Annotated in this window: 13 protein-coding genes; 4 read left to right on the forward strand and 9 right to left on the reverse strand. The window is 67.7% G+C overall.

Annotated elements, in window-relative coordinates; genetic code table 11:
• Positions 1 to 47: 47 nt before the first annotated feature.
• Positions 48 to 1,307, reverse strand: a complete 1,260-nt coding sequence (locus BA895_RS04365; RefSeq protein ID WP_083282961.1) for an ROK family transcriptional regulator — start codon at positions 1,305 to 1,307, stop codon at positions 48 to 50.
• A 74-nt stretch (positions 1,308 to 1,381) separates the two neighbouring features.
• Between BA895_RS04365 and xylA the strand changes: the two genes are divergently transcribed.
• Entirely contained in the window at positions 1,382 to 2,569 is a 1,188-nt protein-coding gene (gene xylA / locus BA895_RS04370) for a xylose isomerase (RefSeq protein WP_070190662.1), read from the forward strand.
• 164 nt (positions 2,570 to 2,733) lie between these two features.
• On the opposite strand, the gene BA895_RS04375 is transcribed toward xylA, so the two are convergent.
• The 3 genes from BA895_RS04375 to BA895_RS04385 all read right to left on the reverse strand — a co-directional run bounded on the left by BA895_RS04375 (position 2,734) and on the right by BA895_RS04385 (position 7,066).
• A complete protein-coding gene (locus tag BA895_RS04375; protein WP_070190663.1) occupies positions 2,734 to 3,870 on the reverse strand; it encodes a GGDEF domain-containing protein in 1,137 nt (378 codons plus the stop codon).
• Between the two features lie 124 nt (positions 3,871 to 3,994).
• Entirely contained in the window at positions 3,995 to 5,449 is a 1,455-nt protein-coding gene (locus BA895_RS04380; RefSeq protein WP_070190664.1) for an EAL domain-containing protein, read from the reverse strand.
• Positions 5,450 to 5,509: 60 nt separating this feature from the next.
• A complete protein-coding gene (locus BA895_RS04385; RefSeq protein WP_070190665.1) occupies positions 5,510 to 7,066 on the reverse strand; it encodes a chitinase in 1,557 nt (518 codons plus the stop codon).
• Positions 7,067 to 7,237: 171 nt separating this feature from the next.
• Between BA895_RS04385 and BA895_RS04390 the strand changes: the two genes are divergently transcribed.
• The gene (locus BA895_RS04390; RefSeq protein ID WP_083282962.1) at positions 7,238 to 9,520 is read left to right on the forward strand and encodes a glycosyltransferase family 2 protein; all 2,283 of its coding nucleotides are present in this window, start codon (positions 7,238 to 7,240) and stop codon (positions 9,518 to 9,520) included.
• A 345-nt stretch (positions 9,521 to 9,865) separates the two neighbouring features.
• On the opposite strand, the gene BA895_RS04395 is transcribed toward BA895_RS04390, so the two are convergent.
• Positions 9,866 to 11,020: a diacylglycerol kinase family protein gene (locus BA895_RS04395; protein WP_070190666.1), complete on the reverse strand. Its 1,155-nt coding sequence runs from the start codon at positions 11,018 to 11,020 to the stop codon at positions 9,866 to 9,868.
• Between the two features lie 59 nt (positions 11,021 to 11,079).
• Between BA895_RS04395 and BA895_RS04400 the strand changes: the two genes are divergently transcribed.
• Positions 11,080 to 11,631, forward strand: coding sequence for a DinB family protein (locus BA895_RS04400; RefSeq protein WP_070190667.1), 552 nt, complete (start codon positions 11,080 to 11,082; stop codon positions 11,629 to 11,631).
• A complete protein-coding gene (locus tag BA895_RS04405) occupies positions 11,628 to 12,656 on the forward strand; it encodes a Gfo/Idh/MocA family protein (protein WP_070190668.1) in 1,029 nt (342 codons plus the stop codon). Before BA895_RS04400 ends, BA895_RS04405 begins: the two co-directional genes overlap by 4 nt.
• Positions 12,657 to 12,812: 156 nt before the next feature.
• Here the strand turns inward: BA895_RS04405 and zwf are convergent, their stop codons facing one another.
• The 4 genes from zwf to BA895_RS04425 form a co-directional block, all read right to left on the reverse strand.
• Entirely contained in the window at positions 12,813 to 14,246 is a 1,434-nt protein-coding gene (gene zwf / locus BA895_RS04410) for a glucose-6-phosphate dehydrogenase (protein WP_070190669.1), read from the reverse strand.
• Positions 14,247 to 14,390: 144 nt separating this feature from the next.
• Positions 14,391 to 15,242, reverse strand: a complete 852-nt coding sequence (locus BA895_RS04415) for a DUF929 family protein (protein WP_083282963.1) — start codon at positions 15,240 to 15,242, stop codon at positions 14,391 to 14,393.
• A 3-nt stretch (positions 15,243 to 15,245) separates the two neighbouring features.
• The gene (locus tag BA895_RS04420) at positions 15,246 to 16,550 is read right to left on the reverse strand and encodes a Dyp-type peroxidase (RefSeq protein ID WP_083282964.1); all 1,305 of its coding nucleotides are present in this window, start codon (positions 16,548 to 16,550) and stop codon (positions 15,246 to 15,248) included.
• Positions 16,550 to 17,179, reverse strand: a complete 630-nt coding sequence (locus BA895_RS04425) for a copper chaperone PCu(A)C (protein ID WP_070190672.1) — start codon at positions 17,177 to 17,179, stop codon at positions 16,550 to 16,552. The genes BA895_RS04420 and BA895_RS04425 overlap by 1 nt, the downstream gene beginning before the upstream one ends.
• Positions 17,180 to 17,215 lie beyond the last annotated feature (36 nt).

Consider the following 17,215-nt stretch of genomic DNA (forward strand, 5'->3'; position numbering starts at 1 on the left):
CTTTGGTACACCCGGTCAGGCCGGATGCCGGGATGGCGTCGCCACGGTCAGGGGTGGGAGTGGCCGGCGATCCATCTCGCCGGGTCGGCGACCACTCCGTCGAGCACGCGCCACCCCGCGCCGGTAGCCGCCGAGTCGGGCCCGGCCAGGGCCGCGACCACCTCGACCGGTGCCCATCGTGCTGCGAGCACCCGCGACCGCACCTCTCGCTCAATCCCGGGTGCGAGGTGGTCGAACAGCCGGGCGTAGACCCCGCCGAGCACGACGCGCTCGACGTCGACGAGGTTCAAGGTGGTGGCCACGGCCACGCCGATGGCCGCCGACGCCCATTCCAACGACCGTCGAACCCGGATGCTGCGACGCTCGCGGTCGAGCAGCTGGTCGACGGTGGTCTCGAGCGACAGCCCGGAACGCCGACGAATCACGTCGAGGCCCGCGTACTGCTCGAGGCACCCGGTGGCTCCGCACGCGCAGCGCGGGCCCGACCGGTCGATGACCGTATGGCCGATCTCGCCCGACCAGCCGTGCTGGCCGCGAGCCGGTTCCCCGTCGACCACGATCGCCCCACCGATCCCGACCTCACCGGCGATGTAGAGAAAGCTCTGCTCCTCCCGGGCCGTGCCGCCTGCCACGGCCCGAGCTCGGGCTTCGGCCCGAGCCGAGAGGTCGGCGTCGTTGCCCAGCTCGATGGGCAGGGCCCTCAGGCCGGGTTGCTCGCAGAGCAGGGCGACGAGGTCGACCCCGCTCCAGGCGAGGTTGGGGGCCAGCGCCACGATGCCGCTGCCCGACCGCAGCAGAGCGGGGACCGAGACGCAGGCCCCCGCCAGCTCGATCTGCGCCGGTAACTGCGTGACGACCTGCGCGGCGAGACGGCCGAGGCTGCGGGCCACGACGGCAGGGTCACTCGCCCGGTGGTCACCGGCCTCTCGGGCCTCACCCAGTGACGACCCGTCGAGCGCGGTGACGCGCACTGCGAGATGGTCGACCTGGATCTCGAGACCCAGCCCGGCGACCCCGCCGCGGTGCGGGGCCAGCAGCATCCCCGGGCGGCCGGCGCGGCCTACCAGCTCGGGCTCCAGCTCGTCGACGAGCCGCGCCGCGATGAGACGGTCGACGAGGTCGGATGCCGTGGATCGGGTCAACCCCAGGGCGCCCGCGATGCGCGCCCGAGTCAGGGGCCCTGGTGCCTCGACGACGGCGCGGAGCACGAGCGCCAGGTTGTGGGTGCGTAGCGACTGCTGTCGCGCTGCACCGACCGGGGACAGCAGCGGGCCTGGCCTTGAGCTCCCGCCTCCACGTTTGTTCACCCATTGACCTTATCGGTCAGGGGCAATATGTTAAATGGACAAACAAATTGTGTTCGCACTGCGCAGGAGGATTCATGACCCGTAGACCCACTCCAGAAGACCGTTTCTCGTTCGGGCTCTGGACCGTCGGCTGGGAGGCACGTGACCAGTTCGGTGACGCGTCACGACCGCCTCTCGACCCGGTCGAGTCGGTGCACCGGCTCGCCGACCTCGGGGCCTGGGGCGTGACCTTCCACGACGATGACGTCATCCCGTTCGGCAGCAGCGACGCCGAGCGCGACCGCATCCTCGGTCGGTTCCGCAAGGCTCTCGACGACACGGGGATCGTCGTCGAGATGGTCACGACCAACACCTTCAGCCACCCCATCTTCAAGGACGGCGCGTTCACGTCGAACAACCGTGAGGTGCGGCGCTACGGCCTGCGCAAGGTCATCCGCAACGTCGACCTCGCCGCCGAGCTCGGAGCCGAGACCTTCGTGATGTGGGGCGGTCGGGAAGGCGCCGAGTACGACGGGGCCAAAGACGTCAACGCGGCGCTGAACCGCTACCGCGAAGGCATTGACACCGTCGCCGCCTACATCAAGGACCGTGGCTACGACATGCGGATCGCGATCGAGCCCAAGCCCAATGAGCCCCGCGGCGACATCCTGCTTCCCACCGTCGGGCACGCCTTGGCCTTCATCGCCGAGCTCGAGCACGGCGACATCGTCGGGGTGAACCCCGAGGTGGGGCACGAGCAGATGGCCGCCCTCAACTACACGACCGGCATCGCGCAGGCGCTGTGGGCCGAGAAGCTCTTCCACATCGACCTCAACGGCCAGCGGTCGATCAAGTACGACCAGGACCTCGCCTTCGGTCACGGTGACCTGTTGTCGGCCTTCTTCACCGTCGACCTCGTCGAGAACGGCTTCGTCGGCGGCGGACCGCGCTACGACGGCCCCCGCCACTTCGACTACAAGCCGTCACGCACCGAGGACATGGAGGGCGTGTGGGTCTCGGCTGCGGCGAACATGAGCACCTACCTGCTGCTGAAGGAACGTGCGATCGCCTACCGGGCCGACCCGGCCGTGCAGGCAGCCTTCGAGGCGAGCAAGGTGCTCGAGCTGTCGCAGCCCACCCTGTCCGAGGGTGAGACCTTGGCCGACCTGCTCGCCAACCCGGCGGCCTACGAGGAGTTCGACGTCGAGGCGGTGGCCGAGGCCGGCTACGCGTTCGTCGCCCTGAACCAGCTGGGCGTCGAGCACGCCCTCGGCGGTCGCTGACCCCGCAATGCACGAGACGAAGGGGGCATCACCCGTTCCGGGTGATGCCCCCTTCGTCGTGCGAGGGTGAGGATCGACGGAGCCAGCCCCACGACGAGAGGGAGCGCACGGTGCAGAGCTCGAGGGCCGTCGTTGCCGCTTACAGGATCGGTTTCCTCAGGGCGTCAATCGCGGACAGCACGGTCTCTACCGAGCGTCTTCGCCCGGTAGAGCGCCACGTCTGCCGACGCAATCGCCGCCTCCAAACTGGCACCCGGAGCTAGCGAGGTGAGCCCGTAGCTGACGGTTGGCATCCGGAAGCCGACTTTCTGGTCAAGAGCACTCAGCATCGAACTGATCTCAACGGTGACCTGTTCGGCTCGATCCAACCCGGTGTGCGGCAGGAGCAGCATGAATTCTTCGCCGCCATATCGGCCGACCAAGTCTGAGGATCGGACGGTTCGCTTAGCCACCTGCGCGAATTCCTGTAGCACGCGGTCGCCGGCCTGATGGCCGTGCGTATCGTTGATCTCCTTGAAGTTGTCGAGGTCGGCGAGAATCAGGGCGGCGTTGGCGTCACCGTGCCCCATCGGACGGGTCGCGCGGGTGGCAAGTCGCAGGAATTCTGCGCGATTGAGCATCCCAGTGAGCCCGTCCTGAGTGGCCCGGATCTGAAGCTCCTTGGTCGTCTGCTCGGTGCTCAGCATGGACATGCTGAACGAGACCACCACCAGGAACACGAGGCCGAATATCGACGTGACCTCGTATCCGAAGTACCGCGAGGTGGCGTCTCCGCCCGTACCGTCGATGATGAACGCGGCGCAGCGAGCAGCGTGGTACGCGCTGATCACTGTTGCCGCTATTGCCAGCGAGGTCCGGGTCCCGGTGCGTCTGTGGTCCATGCGCCACAATTCGCGCGCGGTGAGTCCGGATATGACCGGCATCATGGCGAGAAAGACGAGCCCTCCAGCCGAGACGTCGGTGGTGCGGTGGTCAACCAACGACGCAATGCCTATCAGCGCCGCGGCGGCTGTCAACTGCCACCACCGACTGGCGGCACCGTTGAGGGAGCGAGCGGCTGCCCACGCGCTGGAAGCACCCAGCACGATCAGCATGTTGCTCACCGGGAGGGCCCAGAAATGCTGCAAAGCGTCATCGAGAATACGGACGCCTGCGCCGATGAGGTAGAAAGTCAGCGTGGCACACCACCAACCGCTGTATGGCGAGCGAGTGGTCCGAAAAACGACAAAGTAGAACAGGACCAGCATGGTGGCCGCGACCACACCGAACGAAAGGTGCAGGGTCGCCTTGTCGAGTTCCATCAACAGTCCCCTGACCCGGTCAGCCGAAGATGGCCCCGTGAGGGTGGGTCACATCGGCGAAGCCCCATAATACCCCATATCGGTGTAACGAGATGTTGACGAGCGTCGCTGGTGACCAGCGTGGTCAGCCATCCACTCGGGACCACTGGATGAGCCAGGCCAACAGATCTCCGCTCGACGCAGCGCTTCCCGGCACGAGGTGGTGTTGCTGACGATGCAGTTTCACCGCTATCTGATCACCGTGCTCGACAAGAAGGTCGGTGATCGGACACGTCTCATACGACGTGGTGTGCTGCTTCTGCGTCCGGTGGAAGGTCCAGTGGTAGGCAAGAGAGCCGAGCGGCGTGCGCACCAGGCCACTGTCCGGCACCCGGTGGGACTGAGTCACCCAGCCGGGGATGTCCCGAGCAGGAACGGGTGGACAAAGGAAGTATCCCTGTCCGTACGAGGCGCCCAGGATTGCCGCGACCTCGGTCAGTGCCTCGTCCTCGAGGCCTTCGATGATGATGTCCCATCCCTGGTCATGCCCCATCTGGATCAATGTGGTGAGCATCCCGAGAGTGGGGACCGGCCTGTTCCTGAGTTGCGCCACGATGGCCACGTCGACCTTTACGGCGTGGAAAGGCAACTTCAGCAGACGGCGCAGGCCACTGTGGCCAGAACCGAGGTCGTCCATCGCCATAGCCACCCCGAGCGCCCCCAGCGCGGCGAACGTCTCCAGCTGCACCCTGTCGTGCAGCACTTCGGTCTCGAGCAACTCGATGCTGAGACGCGTCGGTGCGATGCCGTGACGTTTCAAGGCGTCGGCTACCCACCGCGCACACTCCGGTTCGCTCAGTGTGGATGGTGCGAGGTTGATGCTCGCATCCAGACTCAGGCCTGCAGCGTCCCACTCGGCAATCTGCCCCAGCACCTGTTCCAGCGCCTGCCGGAACAACAACGCCACGTCTGACTCGGTCAGGAGAGGGAGGAACGCTCCGGGCGAGATCAGGGTTCCGTCTTCGAGTTCGAGGCGAGCCAACGCCTCGACGAAGTGTGTTGCACCTGTGCGAAGGTCGACGACCGGCTGCATGTGCATGCGCAGGCGTCCCGAGAGCAGACCTTCGCGGTAGTCGGGCGACCTCTCCTCCGGTGCCGGTCGCTGTGGGATGACGGAAGGAAACGGAAGGTTCGCAGGAGCGAGTACCTGCGCGGTGACGTCCCGTTGAACGCTGATGAAGTGTGAGATGACACCGTCATCCTCGCGCACGGGGGAGATGCTGAGCTCATGCCAGAACGAGGTGCCGTCCTTGCGGTAGTTGAGGATCTGTCCGCGGAACGTCTCGCCCTTCGTAAGACGCAGTCGTATCAGCCTGACTACCTCCGGATCGGACCCGGGCCCTTGCAGCATCCGGCAGTTCCGACCCAGCAGCTCGGCCTCACCGTAACCGGTCACGGCCGTGAACGCGGCGTTGACGAAAATGATGGTCTGCGCCGCGTCGGTGATGACCAGTCCCTGGGTCACCGTTCTCAGGGCGCGAAGGAGCAGGGACTGCGGCAGCGGCATGTCGAGCGCACCCGAGAAGTCGTCGATCGTCATGAGCTGAGCCTCCGGGATCCTCGTCCAGGGATGTAGCCATCGAGGCCCTGGACGGGCGGGCTAGAGACCGTCACCGGTCACCACCCGGCGGGTCTCGGCGTCGGTGAGCCGCTCCCACGGCGACGGGTTGGATTGCGTTGAACGGGCTACCGGGCTGACTCCCTGAGTCCACCATTTCGCAGAGAACGCCACACCCTCGAACAGCACCCGCTGACCCATCGTGTAGACCGTGCCGGCTTCCCATTCGGGGTAGGTTCCCTTGGGCAGCACGGGCACCGGAATGGGCTTCTCGCCCGGCAACACCGGCCCCATGAGCTGCCACGGCGAGGAGAACTCGTCAACAGTCGGGTCATCCGGCAGGTTTCCCGTCGTCCACCATTTCGAGACGTAGACGTTGTGATGCCAGACGATCCGGGTGCCCTGTACGTAGGCCAGACCCGCTTCCCAGATCGGGTATGGGCTGCTCTTCGGGTCATCGGGCGTGGGGCGAGCAGGCATGGGTTCTGCTTCGCTCGGTGTCACCGCTGCAGCGTCCGGCCGGCCGGTCAGTCCCTCGCGCAGTGTCTGCGCGTAGGTGCTGCTGCCCTGATCGATCCCGCTGCATGAGTTCGACACCACGTCGATGTCGGGATAGTTCTCCCCGCAGGTGCGATCGCGATTGAGCGACCACATGGAGAGCCTCCCGAGACCCTTGTCGTGGGCAAACTGGTTGAGCCCACCCGCTGCATCGAGCCTGAACACCTCATCGGATATGTCGTTCTGCCCGATCATGGGGGTGGCACCCATCCGACTCCACAGCGTGGCGGGGCCGAGCGGCCTGCCAGCAGCGGCGTAGACCTTGCCGAGTTGACCATGCGTTGCGTTGAGGGACGCGATCGCTGCACCGGCCATCGACCGCCCCCCTCTGCTGTTCCCGAAGTCCATCGTCATGACGTTGACGCCGGAGACCTCGACGCCGGCGGCGAGCATCGAGCTGACAGTCTGGATGCCGGTTGAGGAGAGTCCTTGAGGTGTCACCGGGAGGGTGAGCCAGACACGCAGATCCTGATGTTTGGCAGCACGCGCAGCCTGCAGCTTCGCGATCGCCGAGGCGCGTCGACCGGCCGCTCCGGTGTCGTCGAGGCCAGCCCCCTCCAGGTCGAGATCAATCGTGCGAAGGTCGTACCGGTCGACGACGGTGTTGTAGGCCGCAAGGAGTTGATCGCCGTCTTGGCATACCGTGGCCAGCTCGTCGTTGAGGGCCCCCCCGAACGACACGACGACCTCGCCCCCGTTCTGCCGCAGCCGCGCGATCCGGCGGTCGAGGTCAAGGTCTTCGGCAGCGGCGTCCAGCGTGTAGTCCTTACCCCACGACGGCACACACGGCTTACCGGGCGAGGCGACGACGAAGGACAGGACGACATCGCGCGCCGCCGTTGACGTGGGATTTTCGAAGTGCAGTTGAGGGGTGGTGGTGACATCCGCATAAGCCGCGAACCACCCGTTGTTCTTGTCAGCCTCCTGGGAGTCCGCGAACCAGCGCCAGCCGGACAAGATCGTGAAGACCAGGCCGACGACAGCGGTGACTGACACAGCCAGGCGCAGCCATGAGAACCTTCGCTCATCGAACTGCGCCACGTGATGCCCCCTGGTCGCTTTCGGCTTGCGCTTCGCATATGTCGCTTTCGGCCTGCGCTTCGCATATCTTTACACCTCACGCGATCAAACCCATACTCCACGACCCCGCGCGTCACCGGTAGTCTCGGCGCGGCGCGACAACGGGTGGCCGGAAGGCTGGTAGCAGAGTAGATGACTGACTCCACCGCGACTGTGACCGCCCCGCGTCGCCAATGGGGCTCCGAGCGGCGGTCCGAGCCCCTGTCGATCCTCCATCCACGTCCGAGCCAGGCCACCATCACGTGGGGTCGCATCGGAATCGTCGTCACGATTCTTTCGTGGATCGGCTACGTCATCACCACCATCATCAGGGAGTTCCTCGACGTTGGGACCAACTTCCGCTTCACCATGGAGGCGGCCTCGTATCTGATCGTCGTGACGGTCCTGACCTTCTCGGCTTTGATGTATCTCGTGGCGCGCCAGGGGGCACTGCACCGCTTTCGCTTGCACCAGCGCGCTCCTCGCGGCCTCATCGACAGTCACTTCAGCGACCAGAGCGAGGCCTTGACGATCCTCATTCCTTCCTACGCCGAAGAGCCCGACGTGGTGCGGCTCACGCTGTGGAGCGCCGCCCTCCAGGAGTATCCCGACCTTCGCATCGTCCTGCTCATCGACGACCCGCCGCACCCGACGGACCACGAGGTCCTCGCTCGGCTGAATGCGACTCGTCGACTCGCCGATGAGATCGAACGGACGCTGCGGGAGCCCGCCGAACGCTTTGCCCGGGCGCATGAAGAGGCGGCATCACGCTTCGCGTCCAGCGAGCCCACGCGCAAGGACATCGGAACTCTTGCTGGGGAGTACCGCGGGGCAGCAGAGTGGCTCGAGGCCATGGCTGTGTCGGAGAGTGTCCCCGACCACGTCAGTGAGTTCTTCGTCGACCAGGTACTGATGGGCCTGGCGAGCGACCTCCGGCTGACCCTTCTCGCACTCGACGCCGCTTACGAGCAAGCTGCGAACCTCGATGCGACTCGTCTGCTCGAGCTGCACCGCCGCCTCGTCTGGATCTTCCGCGCCCGGCTCGACTCTTTTGAGCGCAAGAAGTACGCCTCGTTGTCCCATGAAGCGAACAAGGCGATGAACATCAACGCGTACTTGGGGCTCATGGGGCACAGCTGGCGTCCCGAGGCGACCCCGAAGGGTCCTGCCCTCCATCTCGTGGAGGAGGTGATCGAGGGCGACCTCGTGATTGAGGACACCGGCTACGTCCTGACCTTGGACGCCGACTCCCAACTGCTGCGTGACTATTGCATCCGGCTCGTGCACTATCTCGAGCAGCCGGCCAACCTGCAGGTGGCGATCATCCAGACGCCCTACTCGTCGTTCCGGGGAGCCCCGACCCGGATCGAGCGGATCGCGGGGGCGACGACCGATCTGCAGCACATCCATCATCAGGGCATGACCCACTACGGCGCCACGTTCTGGGTGGGCGCCAACGCGGTCATCCGCAAGCGCGCCCTCGAGGACATTGTCGAGGTCGAGGATGTCAGCGGTTTCGAGGTCAAGACCTACATCCAGGACCGCACCGTCATCGAGGACACCGAGTCCAGCGTCGATATGGTTTCGGCGGGTTGGTCACTGGTGAACTACCCGGAGCGGCTCAGCTACAGCGCGACCCCTCCGGACTTCGGCTCGCTCGTGGTGCAACGTCGACGGTGGGCCAACGGTGGTCTGCTGATCTTGCCCAAGCTGTGGGACCAGGTGCGCCAACGACGTTTTGACCGGGAGCGGGTGCACCTGCACGAGCTGGCCCTGCGGGTCAACTACATGGCATCGATCACCTGGTCGAGCTTCGGTCTGCTCTTCTTGTTGTTCTACCCGTACGACAGCCGTCTCCTGAGCCCGCTCGTGCTCGGCGCAGCTCTGCCCTACTTCCTCGCCATGGGCAGCGATCTGCGCGCCTGCGGACACCGCTTCGGTGACATCTTCCGCATCTACGGCTTCAATCTGGTGCTGCTGCCGGTCAATCTCGCCGGGGTGCTGAAGTCCATCCAACAGGCGTTCACGGGAGAGAAGATCCCCTTTGCCAGAACCCCCAAGGTCCGCAACCGGACGGCCGCGCCAGCCTTGCACGTCTTCGTCCCGTTCCTCGTCGTCGGTTTCTCGCTGCTGACCGCGTGGCGCGACTTCAACAACCACAACTGGGGCAACTTCGCCTTCGCGACCTTCAACGCCGTTCTGGCCGCTTACGCGATCCGCGCATACATCGGGGTGGCTGCGGCCGCCGTCGACATGGGACTGGGATTCGTGAACTGGCTCTACGTCGACGACTCGAAGAAGGCGCGCACTCCCGCTCCTCCAGCGGCCGAGGAGGTGAACTGGGCCGCGATCCTCTACTACGGCGACCGACGGCTCGCCCGGGATCTGCGGGTTCGGGGTGACCGTCGACGCCGGGTCAAGCATCGTGCGCGTTGAGCCACCCCCTCCCTTTCGTCACCGACGTCGAGATGAGTAAGAGATCGCGCGGAGTCGTCCCCGTCAGGGCGCCAACGACTATCCGCGACCTCTGGAGCCGTGGTCCGATTCGTGCGGCGGTCAGCGTTGGCCGACGACGACCGTGACCAGCACGGACAACGAGGCGACGGATGCCGGCCCGACCTGATGGATCTGGCTTCTGCCCTTACGTGTCGAGGGCGCGCTCGTGGCGCAGCAGCTCTCGCGCAGACGGTCCGTCGAAAGCGGTCGGCTCCCGACGACTTTCGAGCCCGGCTCGCGACCATCGACACGTCCCGAAGCGAGCTGCGGGCCCAGCTGGGGTCGTCAGACGTGGCTGACGCGCACCGTGAGCACGCCGGGTCGAACCGTGGCCCGCACCGAGCTCGCCTCGCCGACGACGTCGCCGTCGATCTGCACCGGCACCGGCCGGTCGGTGCGCACGGAGATCTCCTGACAGGTGCGATGGTCGAGCGTGGGGTGGCCCTTGCGCTGACGGGTCGCGATACGGGTCGCCACCGGCACCCAACCGACGACGCCGCGCGGTGAGGCGATGACGACATCCAGCTGACCGTCGTCGACGCGGGCGTTCGGCATCAGCACAAGACCACCCAGCAGGCGGCCGCAGTTGCCGATGACGACCATCCGGGCCCGACGCCGGAAGGGGTCTCCGTTGTCGATCTGCACCCTGGTGCGAAACTCGGGCGAGACCAGGTGCTTGACGCCCGAGAGCATGTAGGCCGGCCAACCCACCTTGTTCTTGAGGTTCTCGTTGGTGCCGGCCATGATCGCGGCGTCCATCCCGAGGCCACCCATCACGAGGAAGTGGTAGGTCGTCGTGCCGGGGTGCTCGGGGTCGGCGGGGTCGCCCGGCTCGGTCGCGTCTCGGGTGTCGCCGTCGAGATCGTGCTCGGGGTCGCCGATGACGAGCTCGCCGACGTCGATGCGACGGTTGCGCCCGGTGATCGCCACGGTCACGGCGGTGTCGATGTTGTCGAAGGGCAGGTCGAGGTTGCGGGCCAACAGGTTGCCGGTGCCGGCCGGGAGGATGCCCAGGGGAGTGTCGGTGCCGATGAGGCCGGAGGCGACCGAGCGCACCGTGCCGTCTCCACCGAGGCTGCACACGAGGTCGACCCCGTCGTGCACGGCCTGCCGGGCCTGACCTCGGCCCGGGTCGGCGACGGTCGTCTCGTAGAAGACCGGGTCGCCCCAGCCGGCCGCGTGACAGCCGGCGGTGATCCGCGCCCGGATCGCCACCAGATCAGCGAACTTGGTGGGGTTGATGATCACCGCCGCGTGCTTGAGGGCCACCGGTGACGGGTCGTCGTCGGAGCGGAAGTGCTCGCGAGGCGGCCGGGCCTTTCCGCGGCGCAACAGGCCGTGGTAGGCGTCGCCGGAGCTGCGAGAGAGCAGCACCCCCACGACGATCACGACCAGTACGACGACCGCGACGATGATCCACGGGAGGTGTTCCTTCAGCACCTGTGCACGCTATCCGAGTCAAGGCGTGCGCCTGTAGTCGGCGGTCGTAGGGTGATCCCATGCCTGCGGCCTCGCGCGTCGACCCCGGCCCCTCCAGCCCTGACGGGTCCGACTGGACCTGGGTGCTCACCCGGCCCTGCCCCGACTGTGGTTTCGACCCCGACGACATCCGAGGCGACGGCGTGTCGACGATCCTGCGGGATGCCGCTGGTCGCTTCCTGATGGTGCTGGAGCGGCCCGACGCGGCCGCCCGCCCGGCCGTCGGGGTGTGGTCGCCGCTTGAGTACGCCTGTCATGTGGGTGACGTCTGCGACGTGATGCGCGGTCGGCTCGAGCAGATCGTCGCCGGTGAGGGCGGGCTCGTTCGTTTTCCCGACTGGAATCAGGACGAGGCGGCCATCGCCGCGCAGTACTGGCGGGCCGAGCCGGCCCAGGTCGGTGATCGCATCGCCACCGCCTTCGAGCTGGCGGCGCAGGCCTATGCGGCGCCGACGGCCGAGCAGTGGTCGTGGCCCGCCGAACGCAGCAACGGCTCGACGTTCACCGCCGCCACCCTCAGCCGCTACTTCGTGCACGACATCCACCACCACCTCTGGGACGTGAGCGCATGAAGCTGCCCGAAACAACCACCCCCGACCCCCACGAGGCGCCCGGCATCCGCTGGGGTGTGCTCGGGCCGGGAGGCATCGCGCACACCTTCGCGGATGCCGTCGCCGTCGGCACCGCATCGACGGTGGTCGCCGTCGGCTCCCGCAGCCTCGACCGGGCGCAGACCTTCGCCGCCGAGTTCGGGATCGACCGGGCCCACGGCAGCTACGAGGCCCTCGTGGCCGACGAGGGCGTCGATGCCATCTACGTGGCCTCGCCCCACTCCGAACATCACGCTCACGCCCTGCTCGCGATCGGCGCGGGCAAGCCGGTGCTCGTGGAGAAGGCGTTCGCCCGCAACGCCGCCGAGGCTCGGGAGGTGTTCGCGGCCGCCAACGAGCGGGGTCTGCTCGCCGCCGAGGCGATGTGGAGCCGCCACCTGCCGCACTACGACGTCGTGAGACAGGTGGCCGAGTCGGGCCTGATAGGCGAGGTCACGACAGTGTTCGCCGACCACGGCCAGTATCTCTACCCGAACGGGCCCGCCAGACTGTCGCAGCCCGAGCTGGCCGGTGGCGCGCTGCTCGACCTCGGTGTCTACCCCGTGTCGTTTGCCGACCACGTGCTCGGCCCGGCCACCAGCGTTCACGCCGCAGGCACGCTCACCGACCTCGGCGTCGATGCGACGACGAGCATCATCGTGACCAATGCGGCCGGCGCCCACGGGGTGCTGTCGTGCACGATGGCCGCGGCTACTCCGTGCACCGCCATCGTCAGCGGCACGGCCGGCCGGCTCGAGCTGAGTGGCACGTTCTACGGGGCGGCATCCGTGCGGCTCTTCGACCGGGAGCATCACCTCGTCGACGAGCGGCCTGGCGGCTTGGTCGACGGCGTGCGGGGGTTCAGCTACGAGGCGGCCGATTTTGCCCGCTGCCTCGTGGCCGGCCGACACGAGAGCGCGACGATGCCGTGGGCGGCCACGTTGCGCGTGATGGAGACCATGGACGAGGTTCGGCGGCAGATGGGGCTGCGCTACCCCGGCGAGTGAGAGTTCCTCGCCCGATGCGGGTGAGGCAGCCCGGCGAGATCGACGACTAGGGTTCTGACGCCTTCACAGGCGGCGAACAGACGGTTCGACCCCTGCGGTGAGCTCCCGGATCACAGCCTCATCGACCACAGCCTCATCGACCACAGCCTCATCGTGTCAGGACCCCATCACGTTCGGGTCGCGCCAGCGGCGCTCGAAGGGCAGGCGCCAGGTGAAGGGGGCGACCAGCTGGTGGATCTGGTTGGGCCCCCAGGTGCCGGGGTCGTAGGGCCGCACGATCGGCGGCTGCTCGATCAGGGGCGCCGAGATCTCCCACAGCCGCTCGATGCCCTCGGCCGAGGTGAACAGGGTGCGGTCGCCACGCGCTGCGTCGTAGATCAGCCGCTCGTAGGCCTCGAGCACGGAGCCGGCCCAGTCGGTCTCCTGCATCGAGAACTGCATCGACAGCTTGTCGAGCTTCATACCGGGCCCGGGCCGCTTCCCGTAGAACGACAACGACATCCGTGACTTGTCGGCGAGGTCGAAGGTGAGGTGGTCGGGGCCGTTGTCACCGACCCCCGACTCGGGCGGGAACATCGAGCGGGGCGGCTCCTTGAACGCGATCGAGATGATGCGGGCCCCCTGGGCCAGCCGCTTGCCCGTGCGCAGGTAGAAGGGCACCCCGGCCCAGCGCCAGTTGTCGACGAAACACTTCAGGGCCACGAAGGTCTCGGTCTGCGAGTCGCTCTTGACCCCGGGCTCGTCGCGATAGCCGACGTACTGACCGCGCACGACGTTGTGCGGCTCGATGGGGGTCATCGACCGGAAGACCTTGTTCTTCTCTTCACTGATCGCCCTCGGCTCCAAGGCGGTCGGTGGTTCCATCGCGGTGAACGCGAGCACCTGGAACAGGTGCGTCACGACCATGTCGCGGTACGCACCGGTGCCCTCGTAGAAGTCGGCGCGTTGGCTGAGGCCGAGGGTCTCGGGCACGTCGATCTGCACGTGGTCGATGTGGTTGCGGTGCCAGATCGGCTCGAAGAGGCCGTTGGCAAAGCGAAAGGCGAGGATGTTCTGCGCTGCCTCCTTGCCGAGGAAGTGGTCGATGCGAAAGATCTGCTCCTCGTCGAACACCTGGTGCAGCTCGGCGTTGAGCTTTCGGGCGCTCGCGAGGTCGGTGCCGAAGGGCTTCTCCATGATGATGCGGCTGCGCTCGACGAGTCCGGCCTCGCCGAGCTGCTTGACCACCGCGAGCGCGGCCTTCGGCGGCACGCTGAGGTAGTGCAGCCGCCAGGACTCAGGCCCGAGGATGGCCTCCGACTCGGCCACCGCGTCACGCAGACCCTGCGGGCCGGCGCCCCCGGGCACCCAGTGGATGCGCTCGGCGAACTCCGTGAGATCGGCCTCGCTCGGGTTGTGCGGGCTGTGCTCTCGCACCGAGGCGAAGACGATCTCGAGAAACTCGTCTCGGCTCAGGTCGTCGAGCGAGGTCGCGACGACGCGCAGGCCGTCGATGAGCTGCGACTCGTGCAGGTGCAGCATCCCGGGCAGCAGCTTGCGCCTCGCGAGGTCACCGGTGGCTCCGAACAGAACGACGGTTGTGGCTGGCATGGGTTCACCCTGTCGCACTTCGGCGCCCGGTGCGAGGGCTGAGGTGTGCGGTCTCAGGCGCGTGACCGCGCCCGGACTGTGTCCGGATACCGCTGCCCCCGCGGCTTCGCGGCATCCGTCTGGTCGCTGCCGGGGTCGCTCGGGCTACTTGGTGAGCACGGCCGAGGCCGCCTTGACTCCCGTCGCCGCGCAGACGGCCGTGGGCTGGCCCCCGTTCTGCGCGCAGACCTGGGCCGTCATGACGTTGATCGCCGGCCCGACGCTCTTGCCGATCGCCGAGGCGGGGTCGAGGATGCCGGCCATGATCTGGTCGTAGGTCTTGCCCTCGAAGGCGTTCGAGTCGACGGTGGGCCCGGTGGTCGCGCGGGTACCGCCGTAGTTGATCCACGGGATGCTGCCTTTGGGGTTGTACTTCTGCACCAGCGCGGCATCGTCACCCTCGAGCTTCTGCAGGGGCTGGCCGTTCCGGTCCTGGGTCTCGACGGCCTTGAAGACGAGGTGGTCACTGGTGAAGCTCGACTTCAGGAACGAGAAGGTCGGGGTGTCGGGCAGCGCGTCGGTGCTGCTGCTCGTCGTCTCGGTGAGCCCACTGAAGGTGCCGAACCGCGACAGGGCGCCGATGAGGGCCCACCGTTCCACGGCGCAGTAGGGGCAGAACTCGGCGCCGACGTAGAGCACGACGGGCTTGCCGTCGGTCGTACGGGCGGTGGCGCCGTCGAGCTTGGTCGGTGCCTGCTGGGCCGTTGGTGCGGGCGCCTTGTCGAGGGTCGCGGCCGGTATCGTCTTCAGCTTCGCCAGGGCGGCGGCGCCGTTGCCGCCCACCGGGGCGGGCGCCGGCCGGTTCCCGATGACGATGCCGACGGCGACGGCGATCACGATGACGACCACCCCGACGGCGGCCGCGACCAGCTGGGTGCGCTGACGTTCCTTGCGGGCCTGTGCCTCGCGCACCTCCCTGGCTCGTTGTTTCGCCGCCGTCCTCGTGCTCTTGGCCATGGCTCAGGACAGTAGCGCCTGCCCGAGTGTCTCCCCCGCCCCGGCCCCGGGGAGCACCGCGTAGACGCTGCTTCCGATCGGCGTGGTCCAGATGTTCATCAGGTCGGCCTCGGCCAGCCTCGTCTGGATCGGCACGAACTGGCGAACCGGGTCAGCCTGGAAGGCCACGAAGACCAGACCGGTGTTCGTCCGGGCCGAGCCGACCGGCGGGTCGTCGTAGGCGTACGGGGCCCGCAGGATGCGCTCGTGGGGTTGGGCCGGCATCGCCCGCCGCAGGTGCGAGGCGTCGTCGATGACCGGGAACCCGAGCGCGTCCTTGGCCTGGAGGTTCGGGTGGTCGGTGGGCTTCGTGCCGGTCAGCGGCGCTCCGTTGTCGAGGCGGCGGCCGATGGCGTTCTCGCGGGCGACGCGGTCGGCGCGGTCCCAGGTGTCCATGTTCATCGCGATCCGCCGGATCACCATCGACGTGCCCCCGGCGAGGCCCTTCGGGGGCTTCGGGTCGCCCGCGCCGATCCAGAGCAGCGGGTCGTCGGGCCCGTTCGTAGCCGGTTGCACGGTTCCGTCGATCTGCCCGAACTGGTTGCGGAACGGTAGACCGGCGTCGGTCGCCGTGAGCGGCTCGCGGAAGCCGCGTTGCACCCAGACCTGGTTGGCCAGCGGGTCGGCACCGACGACCAGCCGTCGGGTGGCGTGGGCCACCGCGACGGGGGAGTCGGCTCTGACCTGCAGCACGACATCGGTCTGACGCCAGGCCTGGTCGAGCCGGTCGATACTGAACCGCGGCAGCGGGGCCAGCCAGGAGGGTGCGTGTGCCCTCAGGTCGGCAGCCGCATAGAAGCCGGGGCCGACCCCCACCGTCACCGTGAGCCGCGACGGCACCTGCGCCAGCTCGGCCTCGAGGTCGGTCAGCGGGCCGCGGGCCGCCATCAGCCGTTCGATGTCGTCGGTCCACACGCCCATCAGCCGCCTACACGTGTCGCGGTCGGCGCCCTTCGGCAGGTCGAGGCCGACGAACGCGGCGAAGGGCTGCGGATCGGTGACCACACCGGCCTGACGGGCGCCACGGAAGGCGACCGTGGCCGCGTCGGTGGGTTCAGACCCTGCCGCTGCCGGCCGGGTCGTGGCGACGGTCGATGAGCCGTTGGAGCCCACCTGGCAGCTCGAGACCGCGGCGGTTGCCGCGACACCGGCTGCTGCGACGAGACCGCCGCGCAGCACCGCCCGCCGGCCGGGGCCGTGACCGGCCCCGGCCGGCGGGGTGACAGCCTGTTCGTCACTCCCGGGCCGCCGGGGTGGGTGGGGGACCATCACTTGGTGGCAGCCGGCGCGGTGCTGGTCATGCCGGTCATGCCCGGGACGGCCGGTGCGTAGGTCTCCTGCGCTCCGGCGAACGAGCGCACCGGAACCGACCAGGCGAACGTCGTGCCATCGGTGGCGACCATGTTCAGGGCCACCTTCTGGCCGTTGGCCAGCGGGCCTGACACCTCCATCAGCATGATGTGGTCGCCGCCCGGGTTCAGGGAGAGGTTGCCCCCTGCCGGGATGAGGAAGCCACCTTTCTTCTCGGTCATCTTCATCGTGCCGTCGGTCTGCTTCTCCATCGTGTGCAACGCGACCATGCCGGCCTTGTCGCTGGTGCCCTTGACGAGGGTGACCGGCACGGAGGAGTGGTTGGTGATGGTGCCGAAGGCGGCCGTCATGCCCGAGCCGGCCTTGACCCAGCCGGAGTCGAGGGTAACCTCGGCTTTCGGGGCCGCGGCAGCAGGGGCGGTGGACGAGGCGCCGGAGCCGGCTGGGGCGGTGTCGGCGGCGCTCGTCGAGGTGCCGCAGCCCGAGAGGGCGAACGCGCAACCCACCACTGCGACGGTGGCGGTCAGGCGTGCCCTGGGGGAGATGGCAGACAGGGTGACGTGGGTGAACAGCGTGGAGCGAGACATGGGTGTTCCTTCAGGGTCGGCTGGACGTTCCGGGGG

This window comes from Humibacillus sp. DSM 29435, assembly GCF_001758225.1.
GTDB lineage: Bacteria > Actinomycetota > Actinomycetes > Actinomycetales > Dermatophilaceae > DSM-29435.